Genomic DNA, 22,034 nt, shown 5'->3' on the forward strand with positions numbered 1-22,034 from the left:
TCGTGATTTCGATTGAATTCGACTCAGTGAAAAGCGGCACTCAGGTGCGAGTCATCGCTCGAGCGGACCGTCGCGGCGCCGGTTTGATCTGAATCGGTGAAATGCTCGCGCGCCTCCGTTGCGACGGCGTCTTGCGGGCGCGTATTCCCCGGCACGGTGCGCGCGCATATCGCGTCGACGCGCGCGTACACTTCGGCCTTGTCGTGTTTGGTCGGCAAGCGGTAGCTGAGCGAGCAGACTTCGGTTGCTCGATTGCCCCATTTCGCCGTCAGCACGCCGGTTTCGCCGAGGCCGCGGGCGAACAACATGCCGCCCTGGCCGGACAATCCGACGGTCTTGCCCTCCGCATCGACCACCGTGCTCCCGAACGGCACCGGTGCACCATCCGGCTGGCGCATCGTCAGCAGCACGGGGCGACCGGTAACCGTCTCGAACTTGAGCTTGACCACCGAATTCGCCCGCGGTGCGATCTGCTGACTGGTCGACAGCATTTCGACATCGGTCGGAATGCCCTTCGGGTCGAGCTCGACGGTGTTCATCTTGTACGGCGTCAGGTACGGCAGCACCGCATAGCCGCGCCCGTCGATCCGGACGTCCGTGCCGTTCGTGATGCGCGCGCCGATGGCATCCTTCGCCTCGATGATCGCGGCCGTTTCGCCGAGGTCGTTGGCGAGCGTGACGCCGCCCGCATGGCCGACGACCGCACCCGACACGCCGACGGACACGCTCGAGTAGCCGCTGCCGCCGCTCGCGCTGCCGGAGAGCGTCGCGAACGGGCTGCGATACTGCGCGTTGCCGCCGCCGGACGTTGCGCCTTCGCCGGTGTTGACGTTCATGCCATACGAGAACGCGTTGGATTTCCCGACGGTGCCGGTCAGCGACATCTGTCCGGTTGCGCCTCCGCGGCTGTCGTGCGCGACGCTCGTGGTCAGCGTCGGCGCGTACGATCGCCGGCCGAGCGGAACCGTCACGTTGGCGTACACCTGGTTGTTCAGGCGGCCCGTGTAGCCGTCGCGCTGCCGCGAAACGGACAGGTTGTAGCTCAGGTTGACGCCGCCGATCCGCAGGCTGTTGTTGTAGCCGATCTGGAACTGCGTCGTCGTGCCCTGGCGGTTCCAGTAGCTGGACGTCGAGCCCACCGCGAACAGGCTGCCGCGTCCTTCGCCGAGCGTCTGGTTCAGCGTCAACTGAACCTGGTTGCGTTGCCGGTATGCGTTGTTCGGATCTGCTCCGGCCGCGGCCTGCTCACGGGCGTACATCGCGTCGCGCAGCTCCCAGTAGCCGCGAGACGAATAGCGATAGGCGGCGACCGCGATGTTCGTGCCGGTTGCCTCGACGGATTTGCTGTAGCTCACGCGCACACTCTGGCCGTTCGTCGCCGACACGCCCGGGATGCGTGCACTGGCGTGCGTGACGTCGACGGCGAGCGCGCCGACCGGCGTGTTGAAGGCCGCGCCGACCAACCCGGCCAGATAGTTTTCCGCGACGATCGCGCCGACGTAACCCGTCATCAGGTTGCTGATGCCGCGCTGATACGTGGCCTGCGCAAAATTCGGATGACGATCGAGTTGCGGCTCGCGCAACTGGCCGAGCGCGACGCCGAAACGCGAGACGCCGGGGCGCAGCGATTGCACGACCGCCGAATACGGCACCGTGAAGCTGCGCTTTTTGCCGTCGGCCTCGGTGACGGTGACGAGCAGGTTGCCGCCGTAGCCCGTGGCGTACAGATCGTTGATTTCGAACGGCCCCGGCGCGACGTTCGTTTCGTACAGCACGGCGCCGTTCTGCGTTACCGAGACGTGTGCGTTGCTCGTTGCGACGCCGCGAATCACGGGTGCATAGCCGCGCATCGAATCGGGCAGCATCCGGTCATCGGTCTCGAGCGCGACGCCGCGCATGCCCACGCTGTTGAACAGCGTGCCGTCGGTGTACGTCTCGCCGATCTTCAGCTGGCTGCGCCAGGCCGGCAGGTCGCGCTGCACATACGTATTGAGGCTTTGATAGCGGCTGTCGCCCTGCGATTGCGCGGTATAGGTTCCGTTGTGCCGGAAATGCCAGTTCCCGATGTTGACGCCCGCATTCAGCCCCGCGTAGGCCTGCGTGCTCGAGTAACCCGACGACGCGTTGCGGTACGCGTTCGCGTTGTACTTGAGCGTCGCGCTCGGTACGCCGTCGTCCCACAGTTCCGGACTGACGTAGCCGCGCGGATTGCGCAGCAGCGCCGCTTGCGGAAGGCTCACGTTGAGGCGCAGTTCGGACATGTCGAATTCATACGCCGCGTCGGCGACCAGCTTGCCGACGTCGGTGCACTCGCCCGCTTGCACGCGCACCAGCTCGGCGCGCCCGGTGTCGGTCAGCGCCTGGTCGTCGAGGCCGAGCCGCGCCACGAGCGTGCGATCGAAGCACGGCTTCGCGTCGGCCGCTCCCGCTTCCGCGCTGAAGCGTACCGTCGAGCGGCCGCTCCATGCGCCGTTGACGTAGAGGTCGACCAGATAGTCGCCCGCCGGGACCGGGTTGCCTTTCGCGAAGCGGTCGAGATCGAGCCGCTGCCCGCGAGGCTTCATCATCAGCGTGTCGTTGAACTGAACCTGCGCGACATCGAACCGGTCCGCCGGTGCGGCCAGCGCGCCGGCAGCCCAGCTGCCGAGCGTCGCCATGACGAGCAGATAGCCCGGCTTGAGCGCGAAACGCGCCGGAGCCTCCAGTGTTCGATTGTGATGATCTGTTCGCATGAATTCGATGTGTTAATGCCGCATCTGCATGATGCGAACGACGGATTGCCTGCGCCGATGCGATTGCCGCGTCGGTCAGCTACTGGGTTGATTCAGGGACTGCCGGGTGGCGTCAGTGCGCCTTCTTCGGCGCGTACTTGCCTTCGATGCCCGCGCCGTAGTCGTTGAGGAACGTGTAGTCGACCTCGATTGGCCCCGCAGGTAGCGACGGCACGTTGCCGACGTTGAACTGCTCGGTGGCGCCGGGCTTGACCATGCCGCCCTTGTCGTTGGTCCACGTTGCGCCGCCGGACTTGACGGTCAGCTTCGTGAACGTCACGTGGTAGGGCGTCGGGTTCTTCGCTTGCAACGCGTAGCCACCGTCGGCCTTCGGCGCGAAGTTCCAGGTCACCTTCTCCGCGGACTCGTCGGCCACGCCTTGCAGCGCGACAGGACGGAAGAACAGCTTGATGCGCGAACGGAAGGCGAGCTGCAGCAAGTTGGGGGCGTCCGGTTCGTCGGTCGCCTGCGGCGGAACGTCGAGCACGTTGAGCCAGTACAGCGTTTCCTTGTCCTGCGCGAGCGGCTCCTTTGTGTAGATCAGCCGCAGGCTCTGGCCTTTCTTCGGATCGAGGCGGAACAACGGCGGCGTCAACATGAACGGCACTTTCGACTCGTCGGGCAGCGCGTTCGCGTTGCCGTCGTCCACCCAGGCCTGCACGAGTGACGGCCTGTCGCCCTCGTTGGTCAGCTTGACCGTGACCTCGCGCTCCTTTTCCGGATAGATCACGCGCGTCCCGCTGATTACCACGCTCGCGTCCGCTGCGCCAATACCGGACAGCGACGCGACCAGCGCCGCGGCGCCCACGCTCGAGCGCCAGTTCATTGGCATTTCCATCGCCGATTTCTCCTTGTAGATAAACAGATCACATACCGTCGGTCGGACGCGGCCCGTGCGCCGCGTTGCTTCGCGAGCCCGGGCCGCCAGTCGCGAGACCGGATTACTGATACGAGACCGAGTACATGACCGACGTGCCTACCGAACCGGCCGTGGCGGAGCCACCGGTTGCGACGTATTGCGCGTAGTAGTCGAGAGTTGCCGCGCCACCGGAGATCGGCACGACCTGAGAGTTCTGCAGTGCCTGGGCTGCCCCGAGCTTGATGTTCGAACCGTCCTTGTTCAGCAGGCCGACTTCGACGTTCTTCGCGTCACCCGTGGAGTTGAACAGCTGGCCCGTCTGCGCGTTGACCGTCGTGCCCGGTTCGAAGTACACCGAAGCATTGCCCGAGTTCGGCGAGCAGTTGGACAGGGCGATGCGGAACGGCTTGCGACCGGCCGTCGAGCCCGGCGTGGACAGCGACGACGTCGACACGGTGGGCAGCGTGACGGTGAAATCCTTGCCGCCGCCGTCGCCCGAGATGTTGCAAGTCTGGGCAGTGATCTCGCCGGTGATCGTGATCGTGCCGTCCGCCGCGTGGGCCGACGACGCAACGGCGATGAGACCCGCTGTCGCCATCAGGATGGAAAGTGCTTTTTTGGACATGTGATTACCTGTGATTAATGGTCTTGCGTCGAGAGACGACGCACCGACGTTTCCGTTGCACTGCTGTCGTCGTTGCCGTTGCTGACGCACGTCGATAGCAGCGGCAGGAAACAGGTGACATTGTTTCCGAGTAAGGCGCTCGAAAGAATTGGATAAGTCCTAATGACGGTCTAAAAAATGTCGTTCACGTACGAAATTTTCGTTAAACAACGTCAGCGAAAAATTGATTCATGAGGTTCGGCGGGTATCGATGATGTAGCCGGGGCGGTCGTAGAAGGAAGTTCACGGGGCGGCCGGCCACTCATGAGTCGGAAAATCGGGAGTGCAGAGTAGTTTGGTAGTTCGTCAGACGAAGGGTCGAGGATGCGCTGTCCCCGGGGGATTTCCTGCGGGGTGTGCGACGGCATGGCGATGTGTGCGTTCGCTAGCGCCGAGCACGAGATGCAGGACGGCGGTCAGGAAGCATTGAAACGCGTGTGGGATTCGACCGAGGATACCGTCCGGCTGGCGCTTGAACGGCTGTCGACGGATGACAGGCAGGGTTCGGACGAGCCGGGAAAATAGTCTGGGGTATTTGCCGTTGGCTGGTGACCGATGGTAATCGTGCCGAGCATGGCTGCTTCGACATTGCTGCGGCCACCGCACAAACAGAGAGGCGGCTGCCCGATCGTGATCGGTTCATGCGCCGCCGCTTCGCGGTCGGCGCGTGCTGCGCCGTCCACTCATCGCTACTGGTACGAAAACGTAATCGTGCTGAGTGCACTCACGGAGCCTGGCTTGATCGTTTCCGCGACCTTGACGTATCTGGCCTCGAGCGGCACCGAAATTTTGGTGTTGGCCGCAGACGACTTGCCAACCGTCCATTGATTCGTATTTCCCTTGGCGGACGAATCCGGTCCGAAGCTCAACGGGGTGCTTTCACCCTTTTTGAGTATTTGAATCCCTACGCCCGCTGCCGTCGAATTGCGATCGAGGCTGAGGGTGCTGCCTGTATTCGCGGGATTCGTCGCATCGGTCAATGTCGCGTGAACACTGACGTTCGCGTCGCAGTTCAGGCCGACCGAGAACGGTGCCGATCGGGCAGATGCCACGTCACCCGTCGCCTTGAGGCTTGCCGCGACCAGGGTTGGCAACGTGACCGAATTGGTTGCGCCGGATATGACTTTGCATGCCCTTGCCGTCACCTGAGTGCTCGTCGAGAACAACCGTGACGATGAGCTGCTTCCCGGAAGAAACGCCCCTTGATACTTCAGCCTGTAGTTGAAAAGCGTTGTCGACTTGGATGTGTGGGTTCCCGTCGCGAGCGGACCGGCCGAGACGAATGTCACCTTTGCTATGATCGCGCCTTTTTCCCGCGCATAAGGAAGTGGTACGGAGAGTTCGCCATCTACAAGTGGTGCCATGGGGGGAGCACCGCCGTTGTAATCCTGTACTTCAACTACGAAGCCGATCCCGGGTATGCCGGTTTCGAAAACGGCAGCGACCTTTCCTTCGCTCGTTTTGTACGTCACATTCGGAATGACCGGTGTGGCCGGCGTCAAGACATATTCGTCATACTTACAACTCCACGTGTAACCGGCGATATTTGCAGCCCAGGCGCTATCGCTGGTCGAATTCGGAAATTGGCGACCCGAAGGAATTTCGTCCTGGGTCACATTGACCGTCCCGGGGAGCCTGGGGCTAGGCCCATAGGCAGCACCACTCAATTCACAAGCAGAAAACGCGAATTCGGAAAATGCAATCGTGCACAGCGCCAGGCATTGCATCGTTCTTCGTATTGCGGAACGATTCGACGCGCGCAGCGTGCCTGCACGCAGGTTCGCATTTCTCGCGGTATTCATCCTTTTCATAAATCTGCCCCATTAAATCGCAAACGATCTCGAAACTTTCGCAGGCTTTGCCGCACGTGACGTTCGACCGTTTTCGTAGTGAATATTGCGTAACGTCACCGACCCGCCGACGCAACACGATTCGACATGGCCGGCGCGTAGCTGGTGACCTCGCTCGCCACGCACGGCAGTTCAAGGCTCTGAAGCGACTGGTAGGTCGCGGCGCGCTTGCGCACCGGCAGTGAGTACGACAGCGCGCACACCGACTTGCCGCGATCCGCTTCCCACTGCACCTTCAGTTCACCTTGATCCACGAGCCCGCGTGCGAGCAGCTTGCCGCCCTGGCCGACCGTGCCGACGTCCTTGCCGCCCGCATCGGTCACGGTCGCGCCGAACGGCACCGGCGAACCGTCGGCCTGCCGCGCGCGGATGACCGCTGAGCGTCCGTAAGCCGTCTTGAACGTCAGCATCGGCACCGCTCCCGCCAGCGGCGCGATGCGCTGGCTCGTTTCCTTCAGTTCGACATCGGTCGACAGCCCTTTCGGATCGATACCGATGTCGTTCATCGCAAACGGCGTCAGGTATGGCACGACCGCATAGCCGCGCCGGTCGATTCGCACGCCCGACGTGTTGGTCACGCGCGCACCCTCGGCATTCGGCGCCTCGATGATCGCGAAGGTTTCCGATAGCGGCTGCGACAGCGTGACGCCGCCGCGATGAGCGACGATCGCGCCGCGCGCGCCGGCGGAGAACTGCTGATAGTCGGCGCCTGCGCTGACGCTGCCGCTCAATTCGGCGATCGGGCCGCGGTACTGGATGCTCGCGCCGCCGTTGGTCTGCGACGTGCCCGACGAATTGCCGTGGTTCACGTTCAGGCCGTACGACACGTTGTTGTCGACGCCGAGCGCGCCCGACAGGCTCGTTTGCGCCTGCGTCGAGCCGCGCGTGTCGCGGCTGAGGCTGGTCGCGAGCGTCATCGGCCGCGTCTTGCCGAGCGGAATCGACAGGTTGGCGTAGTACATCGTGCTCGACTTGCCCCATGCGTCGCGCTGGCGCGTCGCCGACACGCTGTACGCGACGTCGCGGAACGTGTTGCTGTAGCCGACCGTGAAGTTGACGTCCGACCCGCTGCGGTTCCAGTAGGTCGACGCCGATGCGGTGGCGTTCAGGCTGCCGCCGCGGGCGCCGAGCGACTGGCTCACCGTCAGCGACGCGCGGTTGCGCTGCCGCGACACGCTCGCCGCCCCGGCGCCGAGCTGCGCCTGGTCGCGCGCCTGCATCGCGTCGTTCAATGCGAAGAAGCCGTTCGTCGAATAGCGATACGCGGCGATCGCGACGTTCGTGCCGGTCGCGGCGACGGCCTTTGCGTAGCTGATCCGGAAGCTTTGCCCCGAATAGCGGCGCTCCCCCGGAATCGACGTCGTCGCATGCGTGACGTCCACGCCGACCGCGCCCAACGACGTGTTCAGCACCGCGCCGGCCATCGCGGACAGGTAGCCTTGCGCGAACGTCACGCCGCCGTAGCCCGTCAGCAGGTTCGTGACGCCGCGCTGCCAGGTCGCCTGCGCGAAGTACGGCGTGGTGTTCGGCAGGTTGCGCACGACGCCCGTCGTGAAGCTGTAGCGATTCTGGCCCGGGCGCAGCGACAGCGGCACCGCCGCGTACGGCACGGTAAACGAATGCACGGAGCCGTCGGCTTCCGTCACGTTGACCTTCAGGTCGCCGCCGTACCCCGTCGGATACAGGTCGTCGATCACGAACGCACCCGGCGCGACGGTCGTCTCGTACAGCGTCGCGCCGTTCTGCGTGACCGTGACCTTCGCGTGGGTGTTTGCGACGCCGCGCACGACCGGCGCATAGCCGCGCTGCGACTCAGGCAGCATGCGGTCGTCGGTATACAGGCGCACGCCGCGGAACGACGTCGAGTCGAACAGATCGCCGGACGTGTACGCGTCGCCGACGATCAACTGCGACGACCACGCGGTCAGGTCACGCTGCAGGTAAGTCGCCGAGTTCTCATACTTCCTGCGGCCGCGATCGTCCCAGCTGAACGAACCGTTATGACGGAAGTGCCAGCGTCCGACGTTGACGCCGCCGTTGACGCCGACGTAGCCCTGCGTGCTTTCGCCTTGGCCGCCGGTACGCGCGTGATATACGCTCGCGTTGTAGTCGAGCATGCCGACCGGGATACCCTCGCTCCACTGGTCGGGGCTCACGTAGCCGCGTGCCTGCCGACGCATCGAGATCTGCGGGATGCTCAGATCGAGCCGCTGCTCGTTGAAGTCGTAGCTGACCGACGCTTCCTGAATGGCCTGACCGATACGCAGGCATGCGCCGTCCTCGTCAAGTGTCGCGCGCACGTCCTGGGGCAGCTTCGACAAATCGACGCCGATCAGTTCGAACTGCGCTTTGTCGAAGCACGGCTGCGCGTCGACCGTGTTCGGCACGTTCTTGAATTGCAATTCGATGCGGCCGACCCAGTCGCCGTCGACATAGACGTCGGGTTTGTACATGCCGGCCCGCACGACGTTGCGGCGCTCGTAGCGCGACACGTCGATCGCGCCGCTGCCGTTGTTCAGGAAACCACCCTCGAACTCGACCTGCGCGAACTCCGTCCGTGCGATCTGCAACTCCCCGGAATCGGTTTGCGCCGCGTATGCGTGCGTCTGCCAACCCGCGATGATCGTGAGAAGCAGCGCGCAGACCGGCTTAAGCTTCGGTTCTGTATCCGCCTGCATGCTTGGTTGCCGCTTCTCTATCATTTAATCTTTCCCGTCAGTGTTTATTCGAGTGTTCGCCTCGGATCGAGTGGTGTGGCTGAATCGGCAGCGCGCGCGTTACCTCATCGGGACACGGCGGCCTCGTTGGATCGGTTGCCGCCCCAGTCGTCGAAGCTGCTGTACACGACCGTGCCGCCGGTTGCGTCCGAGTTCGTCGAACCCTTGACCGGGAACGAAGCGGTTTCGCCCGGACGCACGTAGCCCACGCCGGCGTCCAGCGTCTTGCCGTTCGTATGCAGTGCGATGCCGCCGAGGTTGACGACGTATGGCGTCGGATTGGTTGCCTTCAGAACCAACCGGTTATCGGGATCGGCTGCGATCTTCCATGTGAGCTGACGTGGTGCGTCGGCCGCATTTCCCGGCAGCCCGTCCGGCCGGTACATCAGCTTCACGCGTGTGCGAAACGCGATCATCAGGCGATTTCTGTCGTCGTCGGCCGACGCTTTCGGCGGGACGTCGAGCACGTTCAACCAGAACAGAGACTCCTTGTTGGCCGGCAGCGCTTCGCCCGAGTGAATGATCCGGATGGTTTGACCTTTGCCGGCCTCGAGCCGGAAGATCGTCGGCGTCATCACGAACGGCACGTCGATCTGGTCCGGTGCGGCATGCTCGTTACCCGTGTCGATCCACGCCTGAACGAGGGCCGGCGCCTTGCCGTCATTGGACAGTTGAACCGTGACTTCCTTGTCGGCGCCCGGAAATACGACACGTGTGCCGGAAAGCGTCACGCTCGCCTGCGCGCTCATACAGGACAGGGCGGTCATCAGTAGGGCCAGCATGCGATAGGGGGCCGCAAGTTTCATCGTCATCCTCCTTACATTGTGTAGTCCGAATAAATGTCGGAGGAAATCGGGAGATTTGCTCCGACGAGCCAGCCTCATCCGGAGGCCGGCTCTCACTCAATCAACCGAGCGCTCAGGGATAGATCAGCGAGTAGGTGACGAACGAGTTCGCCGAACCGCCGGTTGCTTCGCCGGTTGCGACGTATTGAGCCGAATACTGCAGCGTCGCGGTGCCGGCCGTCGTGTCGATATCGACGATTTGCGAGTTCTGCGCCGAGCTTTCTGCACCGACCTTGATCGGCTGATACTTGTCGTTCAGGATGCCGATTTCGACGTTTTTCGCCGCATCCGCACCAGTCAACGTCAGACGGCCGGTCGAGAGGTTCACGTTCGGGCCAGGTTCGAACGCCACCGACACCTTGTTCACCGGCGCCGGAATCGTCGTACCGCCTTCTTCCTTGTCAGTCGTGCAGCCGGTCAGCGTGAGCTTGAACGGTGTACGGCCCGCGGTCGCGCCTTCGGCCGCGAGCTGGTTGGTCGATGCCTTCGGCAGCGTGACGGACAGATCGTTGACACCTTCGTTGATCTTGCAGGTCGACGCGACCACGGAGCCCGTGAAGTTGATCGTGCCGTCCGATGCATGCGCTGCCGAAGCTGCGGCGAGACCGGCCACGGCCATGAGCATCGAAAGAGCGTAGGAGATTTTCGAGACTTTCATTGATTGAGTTCCTGGCGGAGATTAAGTGTGTTGATGAAAGCGCGTATGAGATTCGTCTTGGGGTGAACTTGAGATGAGTCTCAATGGTTGCGCTTCGATGTGTATTTTGCTGATGCTCGACATGGCGGGAAATTGGACAACGACTAAATCACCATCCTTACTAATGGGACAAGTACTAAACCCGAAGGGGTGGCAAGGATGTTCAGGAAATCTGGGTGAATTGTTAAATTCCGGGCGTGTGCCGGATGGGAGCCACTGGCGCAGGCCGCGAGCGGACATGAGTGCCCCCTCCGTACGAACAACAAGGCAATGTCGTCTTGTCTTATTCGAATAGATGTGAAATGTGAATTGTCTGTATTCCGCTGCCGGGGTGGGTCAAATCAAACCGGCTTCCGATATTTGATGCGCGGTGTCGGGTCGGGCATTGATACCGATCACCCGACATCACGGTGTGGCGGCGCCGGCGTCGACAACGCCTGCTGAATGAGCATTGCTGACATTTTCTGCTCGAATTGCCGGCCTTCATAGTCGAATCTGCTTTGAACAGGTTGTACGTCGCTACGGCCACGCGGAGTCCGCGGTGCTATCCGACAGCATCCGACTTCAGTTGCATGTGTGCCGCCGTATTTCGAGCGTGTGGGGCGGGCATACGAATGCAGGCAAGACGCGGGTCGTTTGAAAAGGACTTGGCAGTCCGGGCGCAAGGTGATTGGCCCGAAGCCTCCACAGGCGGCCCAGTGAATGCCAGAAGCACAGGCTTTTGTGCGTGACCTCGGACACGAATTGTCAAATTCATCTAACAATCAACGATTTAAAAAGATGGATTTCGTGTTTTCGTACGAGTACTAGGGTGATTGGCCGGATGATTGGAATTCGTCCCATTTCCCACTCGCCACGAGTCATCGAAAATAGCGTCAGTGGAATTGATCTTCCACACATCGAATTTCGATTAATTCATCGCAATTCGATTCCTGAAACGCAATTTTTAAATAGAGATCATTCGATGAAACTCAGCAAACTCGTTCTGGCACTGGGCGTAACCGGCGCACTGTTCGGCATGGCGCATACGGCGCAAGCCGAACCCGTGTCGAAGAAAATCACGCTGACCGCGCAGATCAACGACGGCATCTTCGTGTCGAAGCCGGATGGTTCGACCTGGTACAGCACGGAAGAACTCGAAGCCAGCGACTACACGCAGTCGAAGTTCTCGAAGACGCTGCCGGTCCGCGTGTGGACGAAGAACCCCGAGTTCAACATTTCGCTGGCGCAGCCGCTGAAGCTGTCGAGCGGCTACTACGAAATGAAGAACGCCAAGGTTCAACTGACCAGCCAGGCGGGCGACGCCGAAGTCAAGTTCGGCGCGCAGCAGAAGATCACGCAAACGACCGCGGGCAACGGCGGCTTCGACGAAATCCACAACCTGCAGATCAACGTCGATGCGCCCACGCAAGTCGGCACCGTGACCACCAACGGCAGCTACAGCGGCGATCTCGTCATGGTGTTCGAGCCGGTCTCGTCTGCGGCTCCGTAAGCCAGGTAAGCGGGCTGATGAGAGGCCCCATCAGGGGCTTCTTTTTTTACGCCGTTTCAAGAATAAATCGCGTGTCCATCCTTTCAAATCCGCCATAAGAGACAACGTGTTCGCCGATCAAGTTCCCTTCAAATTCAACAAGCTGTGGCTGGGTGCGTTCCTTTTTGTTTCGTCGCATTCATTTGCAGAGCTTAAGGTCTCGTACGGAGTACCTGAAGGGTTCAGCGCGGCCGAGATGGATGACAGCGCGAATTATGTAGCGACGTTCAAAGGACGGACGCTGCCGGGGTTCATCGGCTATTCGCAAGCGGATGGCGCCCTCACGTTCGATGCGGGCAAATATGAGGAAAACGGCGTTCCTGCGGAGGACATCCGCACCTTAACGAACGTCGTTTCGAAACTGGATTACAAGCGTTGCAGCAAGGGCTGCGACGTCGAGGTCGACGGTTACTACGTCACCGTCGACAAGATGAAGCGGTCGATTTCGATTCGCGGCAAGCGCGAAGATTATGTCGCGCCGCAGACGAGCCTGGGCATCGTCAACAATCAGTCACTGGACTTGCGCGCCGCGTCAGATGGCTACCGGGCCGCGAACTTCAACGGCAACACCTGGGTCGGCCTGCCGTCGCAGAGCTTCGGCTACGTGAGCTGGTACGCGAACCAGACGTCGTCGCGTTACGGCAGTGGCGGCACGCGCGGCGTGTCGTCGTATTACCTGCAGAAGAACTTTGCCAACACGTATGTGCGGGCAGGCAAGCAGAACAACATCGACTATGCGTCGGGTTCGGTCAGTACGCTGCTTTCGCCGAGCTTCGACCAGTTCGTGACGGTCGGCAGCCAGACACACCTGCAGGTCAACAACAATGCCGGGTCGCTGATTCTCTATGCGACCGCGGAAGGGAATTACGAGTTTTACCGCAGCGGCCGCCTGATCATGAAGCGGCCGGCGGCGATCGGCCGCAACGAGATCAGCTTCGCCGATCTTCCGGGCGGCTACTACTCGGTGGAGGTGCGCCTTGTCGACCGCAACGGCAACGTGGTTGCCCGCGAAACCCGCGAAATCAACAACCTCAACTTCGGGGCAACGGGCGGCGGCAATTCGTGGCATGTGACGGCCGGCAAGGACATGGACGAAGGCGGGTTTCTGGTCGAGGCCGGCCTGAGCCGAAACCTGAAGCAGTTCTATGTGAACGCGTCGATGCTTGCGGGGCACGACGGGAAATGGGCCGCGGAAGTGAACGTGACGCGCCCGACGCAAATCGCCGGCATCGACGTCGCGCCCACGCTCGGCGTGCTGAGCGGGGAGAGGGGCGTCGGCGGTTACGCGAACATTTCGCTGGCGAGTGAAGCGCTCGGCAGCCTGATGGTGAGCCGTTACCAGAACACCGACGTGTCGCGCTTCTATCGGGGGCAGCCGAGCACGGCCGTGTCTTACAGCCGCACCATCCGCAAGGCGACCGTCGGCTACAACTATCAGCAGTCGAATTCCGGTGCGGCCCATCAGGCGGAAGTGCGCTGGAACTATCGCCCGAACGGGTTGTGGGGCACCTTTGCGCTGGGTGTGCAGAAGGGTGGCTTCCAGCGCGGCAACGGCGGTTATGGCGTGTACTTCAACATGACCATGATGCTGGACAAGGTGCAGGCGAGCTTCAGCGCCGCGCATTCCGGCGGGCAGACGCAGTTGAGCGGCGATGTCCGCAAGGATTTCCAGGACAGCTTCGGCACGTCGTCGATCGGATTGAATGCGAACCGCGTCGGCAACGACTACGGCGTCAATGTCTACGGCAGCCGGTCCGGCACGCGCGGCGACGCGTCGCTGAACCTCGGCCACAGCAGCGCGGGCAGCAACGTGGACTTCAACTACCGCGGCATGGTGGCGGCGAACAAGGACGGCGTCGCGTTCGGGCGCTACAGTCCGAGCGGCAGCGCGATGCTGCTGAAGACGCCGAAGATCGACGGCATGAAGTACGGCTTCAACGTCGAGGGCGCCCCGGTTGCCGGCGACAGCACCTATGCGGTGCCGCTGAACGCATACAACGATGTCGCGTTCGCCCGCGTGCTGAGCAACAGCCAGGATCTCGACATGAACATCGAAGTGCCGGCGAACATCGTCCGCGCGCATCCGGGGCAGGTGTATTCGGCGAAGGCGCGGGTCGACATCAACATGATCTACAGCGGCTTCCTGACGGACGCCGACGGCAAGCCCATCGACGGGAAAGTGGTGGAAACCGGCGATACGGTCCACCGGAACGGACTGTTCTCGATCGTCAGCAAGAAGATGCTGAGCATGGTTACCGTGCAGCGCGACGATCGCCGTTATAGCTGCGACCTGAAGGAAGCGAAGGGCAGCAATTACAGCTGCGAGCTCACGACCGATACGAATGCAGGAGAGGAAACGAAATGAACATGAATTTGCGAACCATGCTTCCCGCGCTGTGCGGGCTGCTGCTGGCGACGATCCAACCGGCCCATGCCGAAGGCGAGCTGATGGTGATGCCCGCGACGACCAAGGTGTTCAACGCGCACGAGCAGAAGGTGACGGTGAAAAACATGGGCGATGCGCCGCTCTATCTGAACGTGTCGGTGCAGAAGGTCACGAACCCGGGCAAGACACCGGAAAACAAGGTCGCGCTGGGCGATCTCGAGCACCCCGGCGTACTGGCCAGCCCGGACAAGTTGACGCTCGGCCCGGGCCAGACGCGCGCAATCGTCCTGAAGTCGCTCGCGGAGCCGGAGCAGGAAGCGCTGTACCGCTTGTACATCCTGCCGGTACGGTCACTCAAGGTTGATGACGCGCCGAAAGAGAAGATTACGGCGCCGATGTCGGTCGCGATCGGTTACGGCGTGCTCGTGCGGCACATGCCGCCGCCGGGCAAGCAGCAGTCGGGCTGGACACATCGCTGCGAGAGTGGCGGGATGACGCTCGAGAGCACGGGCAATATTCGCCAGATTTTCAACGATGTGAAGGTCGATCAATCGGCTGCCCCGCAGACCATCGCACTGTTCCCCGGTACGCCGCAGCATTTTGCGACCAAGCGGATGTCGTTGCGCATCGACGAAAAGCCGATGACGCTGGAATGCCCGTGATGACGCACAAGCGGCGCTGGGCGCTGGGCATGCTTGCGGCGCTGTGCTGCACCAGCAGCATGGCGGCGGGAATTCTGAAATTGTCCCGCACTGAACTGACGCTGGAGCCGGGAATACCGGCAAGCGAGTTGTACGTAGAGAACACCGGCGATACACCGCTTTACCTGAATGTCGAACAGCACTTGCTGACCAATCCGGGTGACACCCCGGAGCATCTAGTCCCGGTTGCCGAAGTGAAGCAGCCGAGCCTGTTCGTGCTTCCCGGTCGGTTGACACTGGCGCCAGGGCAGAAGTATCGAATGGGATTGAAGGAACTGAGCACGCCGTCACGCACGCAGGTATGGCGAATCACGTTTCGGCCGAAGGAGCGGGTGCTTGTCGATGCCGGGGAAAGCGAAGGCGCACCGGCGCCGTTGTTCATCAATGTCGGGTATGGCGTGGTGATTTACCAGCGCGCAGCACAGGAGAAATAGCTCGCTCGTGTTAAGGCGGAATACGCCCTTGCTTCGAACACGAGCGCCGATGCAGGCATTACCGCGTCCATTGCATGACGACGGAGATATATCGTCACATGGTCAAGAACGGTGTGTCTGGCACCCAAGCCGACTGTTGCGATGATGAAATTAAACTTTCAATTTATCGAAATGAAAAAATTGATCAGCAATATCGGAATGTTGAGAAAGTGGCGACGTTATGTGTTCGCATTGTGCTTTACTGCGCTGCCCTTCGACGCATCCGCGCAAATCTTCAAGCTTCAGCTTGCCAACGTTGCCAATAGCTATGGGGCATGTTCGTGGAGAAACAATGGGGATGGAACCAGCACGATCAACGTGACCATCAACTATCGAACGATCACGGGGAATTTGGGGAAAACTTCTTCGGGTGCACTCGCACCCGACACGGTATTCAATTCGCGGGGGATATTGATATACACATACGATAGAAACGGGAAATTGAATCCAAGCAGTGCGGCGGCCAGGTACGTGGCACTCAATGGCGTAAGAAGTAGCAAATCATACGAGGGCATGGGTTATGTGATGTATCATAATGGCAGAGATAATACGTTAGTGAATTGGGGCACAAAACAAGCGTTCACGGCCGACGTCGAGGTTAATATCAACAATTCGGCAATCAAGGATTGGCCTGGGGTCGCTATTAGAGCCGGTAATTATACGTACGGCGATGACATCGGCGAAATCACCGGTGCCGCTTATCTCAATGGTATGGGGAGCACGGGTTCGTGCAAGGTGGTGAACCCGACGGTCCCGCCGCCACCGCCGCCGCCCGCTATCACCATCGATATGGCCGCGCCGGATTGGAATCTGGGCGAACTGCCGCGGGGTGAAGGTGTGAAAACGCTCGCCACGCCCGCACAGCAACTGTGCTTCACGTACACCGGCGTCGACAGTTCCCGAAATTTCGTCATCAATGCAACGAATGCGAATGGTGTTTCAGGCAATCGCTACCTGCTCAAGAACATCAGCAAGCCGAAACAGGCGGTTCCCTACAGCGTGACGCTGGATAGCGGAAGCGCCACCTTTCCGTTGCCGAACAGCAGTAATAGCCCGGTGAGGCTGAACAATGGCAATCGCACGTGTTTCGTCCCGACGTTCAAGACGTCGGTAGACACGACCGCCGATACGGGCGACTACAGCGACGTACTGTCATTCACCATCGTGACCAAGTCCTAGGGGGCGAGATGAAGAAACGCATTTTCGGTTGGCTGCTTGTTGCGGTGGCCTTCATGCCGGCACTCGCTGCGGCGCAAATCATTTTGGTCAATGGCAAGAGCCAGAGCAAAGTTACGGCCCAAGTGACTCGCGCGGATAATCTGATCATCACGGACGACCAGGGCGGATGGTTCGGACAAGGCTTGACGATGCAGCAACTGGGTGGTTGGGAAACGGCTTACGAGGTGCAGGCACGACTGCGTGTCATTTCGACCGCCGGAAAATTCCGGGTCCGCATGGACCAGCCGCTGGAAATCAGGAACCAGGCGAAGCCGACCCAGGCATTCCAGACGCCGAAGGTCAACATGGGTGTCGAAGGCGCCGACCTCAAGCCGCTTACCGTTGGGCAGGGTATCGAATTCGAGAACCCGGCGCCGCCGTCGCCCAATATCGATTCGGAGGGGTACTACAATCTCGCAGTCTCCGCCTATCCGCCGGCTGGCGATTTCAAGAGCACGACCGGCACCTATACAGGCACGTTGTCTTTGATCTTCGAGCCGATCGTGACGAAATAACGAAGACGACCATGCCCGTCATCTGAGATGATGGAACATATTGCCGCCCGCCATTGTGCGGGCGGTGCATTTTCCGTCCCTGATTGGCTGCGCGCATCATTAACAAGGGCCGTGTACGCGAAAGACAAGCGGCGCAAGACGATAGACGCGGCATCTTCCTGAAACTTGTCGATCCATCGAGACATGCCTATGAAATTGCAAGTATTCAGTTTTCCGATTACGGCCATGATCGCCGGGTTCATCTCGGGTTCGGCCTTCGCGGCGATCGACGTGATGCCGAAGGAGATCGAGGTCGACAAGGGCACGACTTCCGTGCAGATCGTCAACAATGGCGACCGTCCGGAGTACGTGACGATTTCGCTGGCTCGCCTGCTCAACCCCGGGGTTCCATTGAAGGAAGAAGAACTCGAGCAGGTTGGAACCGCGGTAAAGCCGTCGCTGTACGCGTACCCGTTCAAGTTGACCCTCGCGCCAAGGCAGACCAAGACCATCAAACTGAAGCCGACGCAGCCAGTTGAAACGGAAACGGTGTACCGCTTGGACGTCAAGCCGGTGATTCGGGTGTTGGCCGAAGAACGGCAGAAAGCTTCCGGCAGCATTGTCGTCAGCCTGGGATTCAGCGCGCTTGTCCGCCAGTTGCCTGCAAACGAACGCGAGGAATTGTCCGTGACGTGCGACGCATACGGTGCGCGCCTGACGGCCACCGGGAACGTGCGTTATGCGGTGAAAGACGCCAAGGTGGACGGCCACGCCGTGGAAAAATTCAATGTCTACCCGGGTGTCCCGCGACCGCTGCAAGGGCATATCGTCGAGATCCCGGGGCAGCCGACCTGTCGCAGCAGTTCCGCGTCATCGGATACGAAGACGACCGGCTCCGACGGTCTTTGATCGAACGGTATTCGTTAGCGGCAGGTCGGTTGTATTCCACCGATCTACCGCTTGCGTTTACCGGGCCGGCCGTGCTGCTGCAGCAATCGGCACCTTCAATTGCTGCCGATTTCCGACACATGGAAATCAGGCATGGGGACGGATTCGCGGGAAGCCGCGATGCGTATCCATTCCGCATGAGTCTCGCGCAGGGGCAAGCGAAGACGATCGCGGTCAAGTCGATGCATGCGGTCGATACCGAAACCGTGTACAGGCTTGACGTCAGGCCCGCGATCAACGCATCGAGCGAGAAGCGGCAGGCGATGGCCGACAGCATCGTCGCCGACCTCGGCTTCAGCGCGCTGGTCCGGCAACTGCCGGCCGGCGAGACGGCGACGCTGTCGGCGAGCTGCGATGTGTTCGGTGCGCGGCTCGCCGCGACGGGCATTGTCGAATCCCGCTTGCGATCACGTCGACGATTCCGCCGCGCCGCGTGCGTGCCGGAATCTCCGGTTCAGCGCCTTCAACATCGGTCGTTCGATCCATACGTGACAGACGTAACCGCAGACGCAAGCCACGCCGAGGATCGCGCACGTGGCACCAAGGCCTGCCGCCGTGCGCGGATCGGCGCGTAGTCCGGCAAGCTTGCCGGCCATGCCGATCACGTACGGATGGATCAGATAGATCGAATAGCTGGCGGCGCCGAGCGCGGCCATGATCCGGTTCCGGTTGGTCCAACTCCGCCTGTCCAGCGCGACCAGCGCGACGATCAGCACGAACGCGGGGCCGCCCCACAGCACGACTCGCGCAAACCCTTCCGGTGTGCCGTAGCGCATCTGCAGCACCGGGATCGCCGCGATGGCGGCAACGGCGACGGCAGCCCATACGGGCGCGGCGATCCGCTTCGCGATGCCGGTTTGCAGCACGCCGTGCGCCACGACACCCAGACCGAATTCCAGCACGAACGGTTGACCGAGATGGCCGACGACGGTCGCCCCGCGTGGGTCGAAAACGGCCACGCATGCGCACAGCAACGCAAGCGTCAGCGCGGCAAATGCGGTCGCATGACGCGCGCGCACGCAGCCGAGCGCGGCCGCGACAACGAGATAGAACAGCATCTCGTACTCGAGCGTCCAGCCGTTGAGATTCAGCGGCCCCCAATGACCGTTTTCCTTTACGTACGGGATGAACAACAGCGACTTGACGAGATAGTCGGGCGCCGCCGTCGTCGTGTTCAGCCAGTGAGGACGCAGCAGTGCGATCGCATGGATGCCGAGCGTCGTCACCCAGTAGAGCGGCACGATCCGGATCAGGCGCTTGACGAGGAAATCGCGTCCCTCGTACGGTGCGACGCACGACATGATGAATCCGCTGATCACGAAGAAGACGTCGACACCGGCTTGCCCGGACGGCAGCACGTTCAAGTGATAGGCGACCACCGCGAGCGCGGCGAGCGCCCGCGCGGACTGGATGTTCAGGTAGATGGGCTGGCGCTGTGTGTTCGCGCTCACATGTCCCCCCGGATTGCGTGCCGCGAAGGCGAGATTGCGGACGGAGGCACGTGCGCTTCGACACCGCTTGCGGCGCCGGCACCGGCATCGGCGCCCGGCATGGACGCCGACCGATCCGGCCGGCGTACCTGGCGCGCGAAACCGGCGAACTGCATCGCACACAGCAGCGACACGCTCGACAAATGGCGTGTGTAACTGCCGAGATCGGGCTCGAACAGCATCGACACGGCGACATGGCCGACGACGAGCGACGCGAGCACGTCGCGGGCCAGCTGGCCGTCGCCGGGCGTGCGCCGCCACACGGCGGCCAGCGCGATCCAGACAAACCCCTGCATGGCGATTTCCTTCGGCCCGGGTGAGAACAGCACCGGCAGATTCAGCCGCAGCGTCGCATACAGGTAATCGACGCAGAACGCGAAAAACGAAGTCGGGGCGACCGGGTTGTGGAAGCTGGTGCGCGCGCCATACGGCGAACCGTATGCGAGGTAGTCCGCGGCCATGTCGCGCGGATGCAGCAGCAGGTAATACGCATCGTACGGCAGCAGCACGAACACGAGCGGCGCGGCGAGCACCAGCAGCGTCCTGCGGCGCCATGAGCCTCGCCGGAACAGCAGCACGGCGAATGCGGCCCCGAGGATCAGCACGAAATAGCTGCGCACGATTGCCGCGTAGGCGCTGTACAGCACGACGGCCGCCGCGATCGCGGCGAGCGCCGGGCGGCGTTGCGCGACCCTGGCCAGCACGATCGCGATCAGCACGACGAGCGTGTCCTTGCTCGCGACGAACAGGTTGAAGAACACGCAGGGCACGAGCAGCACGAGGCTCGTCGCGAGCGAACCGACGCGGCGCCCCTGCGCGATCATCAGGCAGATGAACAGCGCGCCGACCGTGGCGGTGAACGCGTGGGTGCCGCCGACGCCCAGCATCGCGTAGAACTTCGCGACGGCATCGAATGAGGTCCCGTCGTAGTTGCCCGATCCGCCGATCTGGCTCTGGATCTTCTCCGCGTCGCGGAACACGTATTCAGGGAGGAACGTGCCGGCCTTCGCATAGACGATCCAGTAAAGCAACACGGCCAGCGCCGCGATCGCGCGGGTCAATCCGCGACTGAGGGTTGGCCCTGCGCCAATCAGCTTATGCAGCATCGGATACGCTCCTCCGGATCGCGCCGGCCGCGTGGATTCGCACGCTGCGCAGGACGATCGGCGCCAGCGCGGCGACGATCGCGATGCTGGCCGTCAGATGCGCGAGCGCCGCACCGGTCGTGCCGAAACGCGCGATCAGGTACCACGCGGCCGGCACGCAAACCAGCGCGATGCCTGCCATCGACAGCGTGACGGCGACGCCGGTCCGCAACGCGATCGCGGCCGCCCACAGCACGTCGGCAGCCGCGCGCAGCACGAACGACGCGAGCAGTACCGCCAGCAACACGACCTCGTGCGCACCGGCCCGTTCGTTCGCGAGCCGGAACAGGTCGTCGTGCACGGCGAGGATCGCGACGGAAAGCAATGTCGCCAGCCCCGCGCTGGCCGCCACCGCACGGCGCAGCCGACGACGGAAGTCGGCGGGGTCGTCCGTGAGCACACGCACGAAATCTGGCGCGGCCGTGGCGACGACCGTCGCCAAGGCAATCGCCTGCACGGCGTTGGCGACCGACCACGCGAAAACATAGCGGCCGAGCGCATCGGCACTTGCGTGGCCATTGGCGATGAAGCGCTCGACGTACTGCAGGATCGACAGCAGCCCGCCTGCCGCGTAGAACGGCAGGCCGCGCAGCCAGACCTCGATCATGTCGCGGGCCGCGGGCATGCGTGCGATTCGCCCCGCGTGGCCGGCCCGGCGCGCAAGCACGCCGATGCGATGCCACGATACGGCCACGACGCACGCATTGCACGCGAACCACAGCGCGAATACGGCTTCGATCGAGCGTATCGCACCGACGAGCAGGCCGGCGCACGCGATGGCGGCCCATCCGCCGGTGCGGACGAACTGCAGCAACGAGCCCACGCGCGGGCGGTGCAGTGAAAACATCCATGTATTCGTTTCGAATGCCGCGTGCTCGGCGAGCGCAACGAGCAGGACGCACCCCAGCACGCGCGTCGACACGCCGAATTCGCCGGCTGAAAAACCGGCGAGCGATGCGATCGCGAGCGACGTGCAGATCAGCAGATACAGCCCGGCGAACGCGGTGCCCAGTCTGTGTGCCTCGCCGATCGCGGGCAGCGGGTCGCTCGCGCTCAGCCGGCGGTTGAGTTCCGTGCTGAAGCCGAGCCCGAGCAGTTTCGACGCGACGACGGATGCGGCGACCGCGAGCCCGTAGACGGCGAACGCATCGAAGCCGAGCGCGCGCGCGATGATGATCGTCAGGCCGAACTTGAGGCCGAGTGCGGCGAATCTGAGGGTGAGTCGAATGAGCATTGGCAGCCTTC

General features: G+C 62.2%; 18 protein-coding genes. 7 read left to right on the top strand and 11 right to left on the bottom strand.

What is annotated here, in order from left to right; genetic code table 11:
* Nucleotides 1-23 precede the first annotated feature (23 nt).
* The 8 genes from APZ15_RS26185 to APZ15_RS26210 form a co-directional block, all read right to left on the bottom strand.
* Nucleotides 24-2,732 (bottom strand): fimbria/pilus outer membrane usher protein, encoded by a 2,709-nt coding sequence (locus tag APZ15_RS26185; protein WP_027789963.1) that lies wholly within the window; start codon nt 2,730-2,732, stop codon nt 24-26.
* A gap of 112 nt (nt 2,733-2,844) precedes the next feature.
* On the bottom strand, nt 2,845-3,609 hold the full coding sequence (locus APZ15_RS26190) for a fimbrial biogenesis chaperone (protein WP_049098157.1): 765 nt from the start codon (nt 3,607-3,609) through the stop codon (nt 2,845-2,847).
* 103 nt (nt 3,610-3,712) lie between these two features.
* Nucleotides 3,713-4,255: a fimbrial protein gene (locus APZ15_RS26195; protein WP_027789961.1), complete on the bottom strand. Its 543-nt coding sequence runs from the start codon at nt 4,253-4,255 to the stop codon at nt 3,713-3,715.
* 455 nt (nt 4,256-4,710) lie between these two features.
* Nucleotides 4,711-4,977: a hypothetical protein gene (locus APZ15_RS41180; RefSeq protein WP_138143410.1), complete on the bottom strand. Its 267-nt coding sequence runs from the start codon at nt 4,975-4,977 to the stop codon at nt 4,711-4,713.
* A 6-nt stretch (nt 4,978-4,983) separates the two neighbouring features.
* Nucleotides 4,984-6,096: a fimbrial protein gene (locus APZ15_RS39865; protein ID WP_158605819.1), complete on the bottom strand. Its 1,113-nt coding sequence runs from the start codon at nt 6,094-6,096 to the stop codon at nt 4,984-4,986.
* A gap of 104 nt (nt 6,097-6,200) precedes the next feature.
* The gene (locus APZ15_RS26200) at nt 6,201-8,846 is read right to left on the bottom strand and encodes a fimbria/pilus outer membrane usher protein (protein ID WP_051363310.1); all 2,646 of its coding nucleotides are present in this window, start codon (nt 8,844-8,846) and stop codon (nt 6,201-6,203) included.
* A gap of 80 nt (nt 8,847-8,926) precedes the next feature.
* Nucleotides 8,927-9,667: a fimbrial biogenesis chaperone gene (locus APZ15_RS26205; RefSeq protein WP_027789959.1), complete on the bottom strand. Its 741-nt coding sequence runs from the start codon at nt 9,665-9,667 to the stop codon at nt 8,927-8,929.
* A gap of 112 nt (nt 9,668-9,779) precedes the next feature.
* Nucleotides 9,780-10,364, bottom strand: a complete 585-nt coding sequence (locus APZ15_RS26210) for a fimbrial protein (RefSeq protein WP_027789958.1) — start codon at nt 10,362-10,364, stop codon at nt 9,780-9,782.
* A gap of 1,003 nt (nt 10,365-11,367) precedes the next feature.
* Here APZ15_RS26210 and APZ15_RS26215 point away from each other — a divergent pair.
* The 7 genes from APZ15_RS26215 (at nt 11,368) to APZ15_RS26245 (ending at nt 18,115) form a co-directional block, all read left to right on the top strand.
* Nucleotides 11,368-11,895, top strand: coding sequence for a CS1 type fimbrial major subunit (locus APZ15_RS26215; RefSeq protein WP_027789957.1), 528 nt, complete (start codon nt 11,368-11,370; stop codon nt 11,893-11,895).
* Between the two features lie 235 nt (nt 11,896-12,130).
* The gene (locus APZ15_RS26220) at nt 12,131-14,299 is read left to right on the top strand and encodes a TcfC E-set like domain-containing protein (RefSeq protein ID WP_027789956.1); all 2,169 of its coding nucleotides are present in this window, start codon (nt 12,131-12,133) and stop codon (nt 14,297-14,299) included.
* Between the two features lie 2 nt (nt 14,300-14,301).
* Nucleotides 14,302-14,982, top strand: a complete 681-nt coding sequence (locus APZ15_RS26225; RefSeq protein WP_027789955.1) for a pilus assembly protein — start codon at nt 14,302-14,304, stop codon at nt 14,980-14,982.
* On the top strand, nt 14,973-15,455 hold the full coding sequence (locus APZ15_RS26230) for a fimbrial biogenesis chaperone (RefSeq protein ID WP_027789954.1): 483 nt from the start codon (nt 14,973-14,975) through the stop codon (nt 15,453-15,455). The genes APZ15_RS26225 and APZ15_RS26230 overlap by 10 nt, the downstream gene beginning before the upstream one ends.
* A 141-nt stretch (nt 15,456-15,596) precedes the next feature.
* Nucleotides 15,597-16,673 carry a hypothetical protein gene (locus APZ15_RS41185; protein WP_138143412.1) on the top strand — a complete coding sequence of 359 codons (1,077 nt, stop codon included), beginning with the start codon at nt 15,597-15,599 and terminating at the stop codon, nt 16,671-16,673.
* Nucleotides 16,674-16,681: 8 nt separating this feature from the next.
* Nucleotides 16,682-17,227, top strand: a complete 546-nt coding sequence (locus tag APZ15_RS26240; protein ID WP_027789952.1) for a hypothetical protein — start codon at nt 16,682-16,684, stop codon at nt 17,225-17,227.
* 189 nt (nt 17,228-17,416) lie between these two features.
* Nucleotides 17,417-18,115, top strand: a complete 699-nt coding sequence (locus tag APZ15_RS26245) for a hypothetical protein (RefSeq protein WP_027789951.1) — start codon at nt 17,417-17,419, stop codon at nt 18,113-18,115.
* Between the two features lie 446 nt (nt 18,116-18,561).
* On the opposite strand, the gene APZ15_RS26250 is transcribed toward APZ15_RS26245, so the two are convergent.
* Genes APZ15_RS26250 through APZ15_RS26260 form a run of 3 tightly spaced genes read right to left on the bottom strand, consistent with a single transcriptional unit; the run spans nt 18,562 to nt 22,023 of the window.
* A complete protein-coding gene (locus tag APZ15_RS26250; protein ID WP_027789950.1) occupies nt 18,562-19,605 on the bottom strand; it encodes an acyltransferase family protein in 1,044 nt (347 codons plus the stop codon).
* Nucleotides 19,602-20,750, bottom strand: a complete 1,149-nt coding sequence (locus tag APZ15_RS26255; RefSeq protein WP_027789949.1) for a hypothetical protein — start codon at nt 20,748-20,750, stop codon at nt 19,602-19,604. Before APZ15_RS26255 ends, APZ15_RS26250 begins: the two co-directional genes overlap by 4 nt.
* Nucleotides 20,740-22,023: a polysaccharide biosynthesis protein gene (locus APZ15_RS26260; RefSeq protein ID WP_027789948.1), complete on the bottom strand. Its 1,284-nt coding sequence runs from the start codon at nt 22,021-22,023 to the stop codon at nt 20,740-20,742. The genes APZ15_RS26255 and APZ15_RS26260 overlap by 11 nt, the downstream gene beginning before the upstream one ends.
* Nucleotides 22,024-22,034 lie beyond the last annotated feature (11 nt).

Source organism: Burkholderia cepacia ATCC 25416 (assembly GCF_001411495.1).
Lineage (GTDB): Bacteria > Pseudomonadota > Gammaproteobacteria > Burkholderiales > Burkholderiaceae > Burkholderia > Burkholderia cepacia.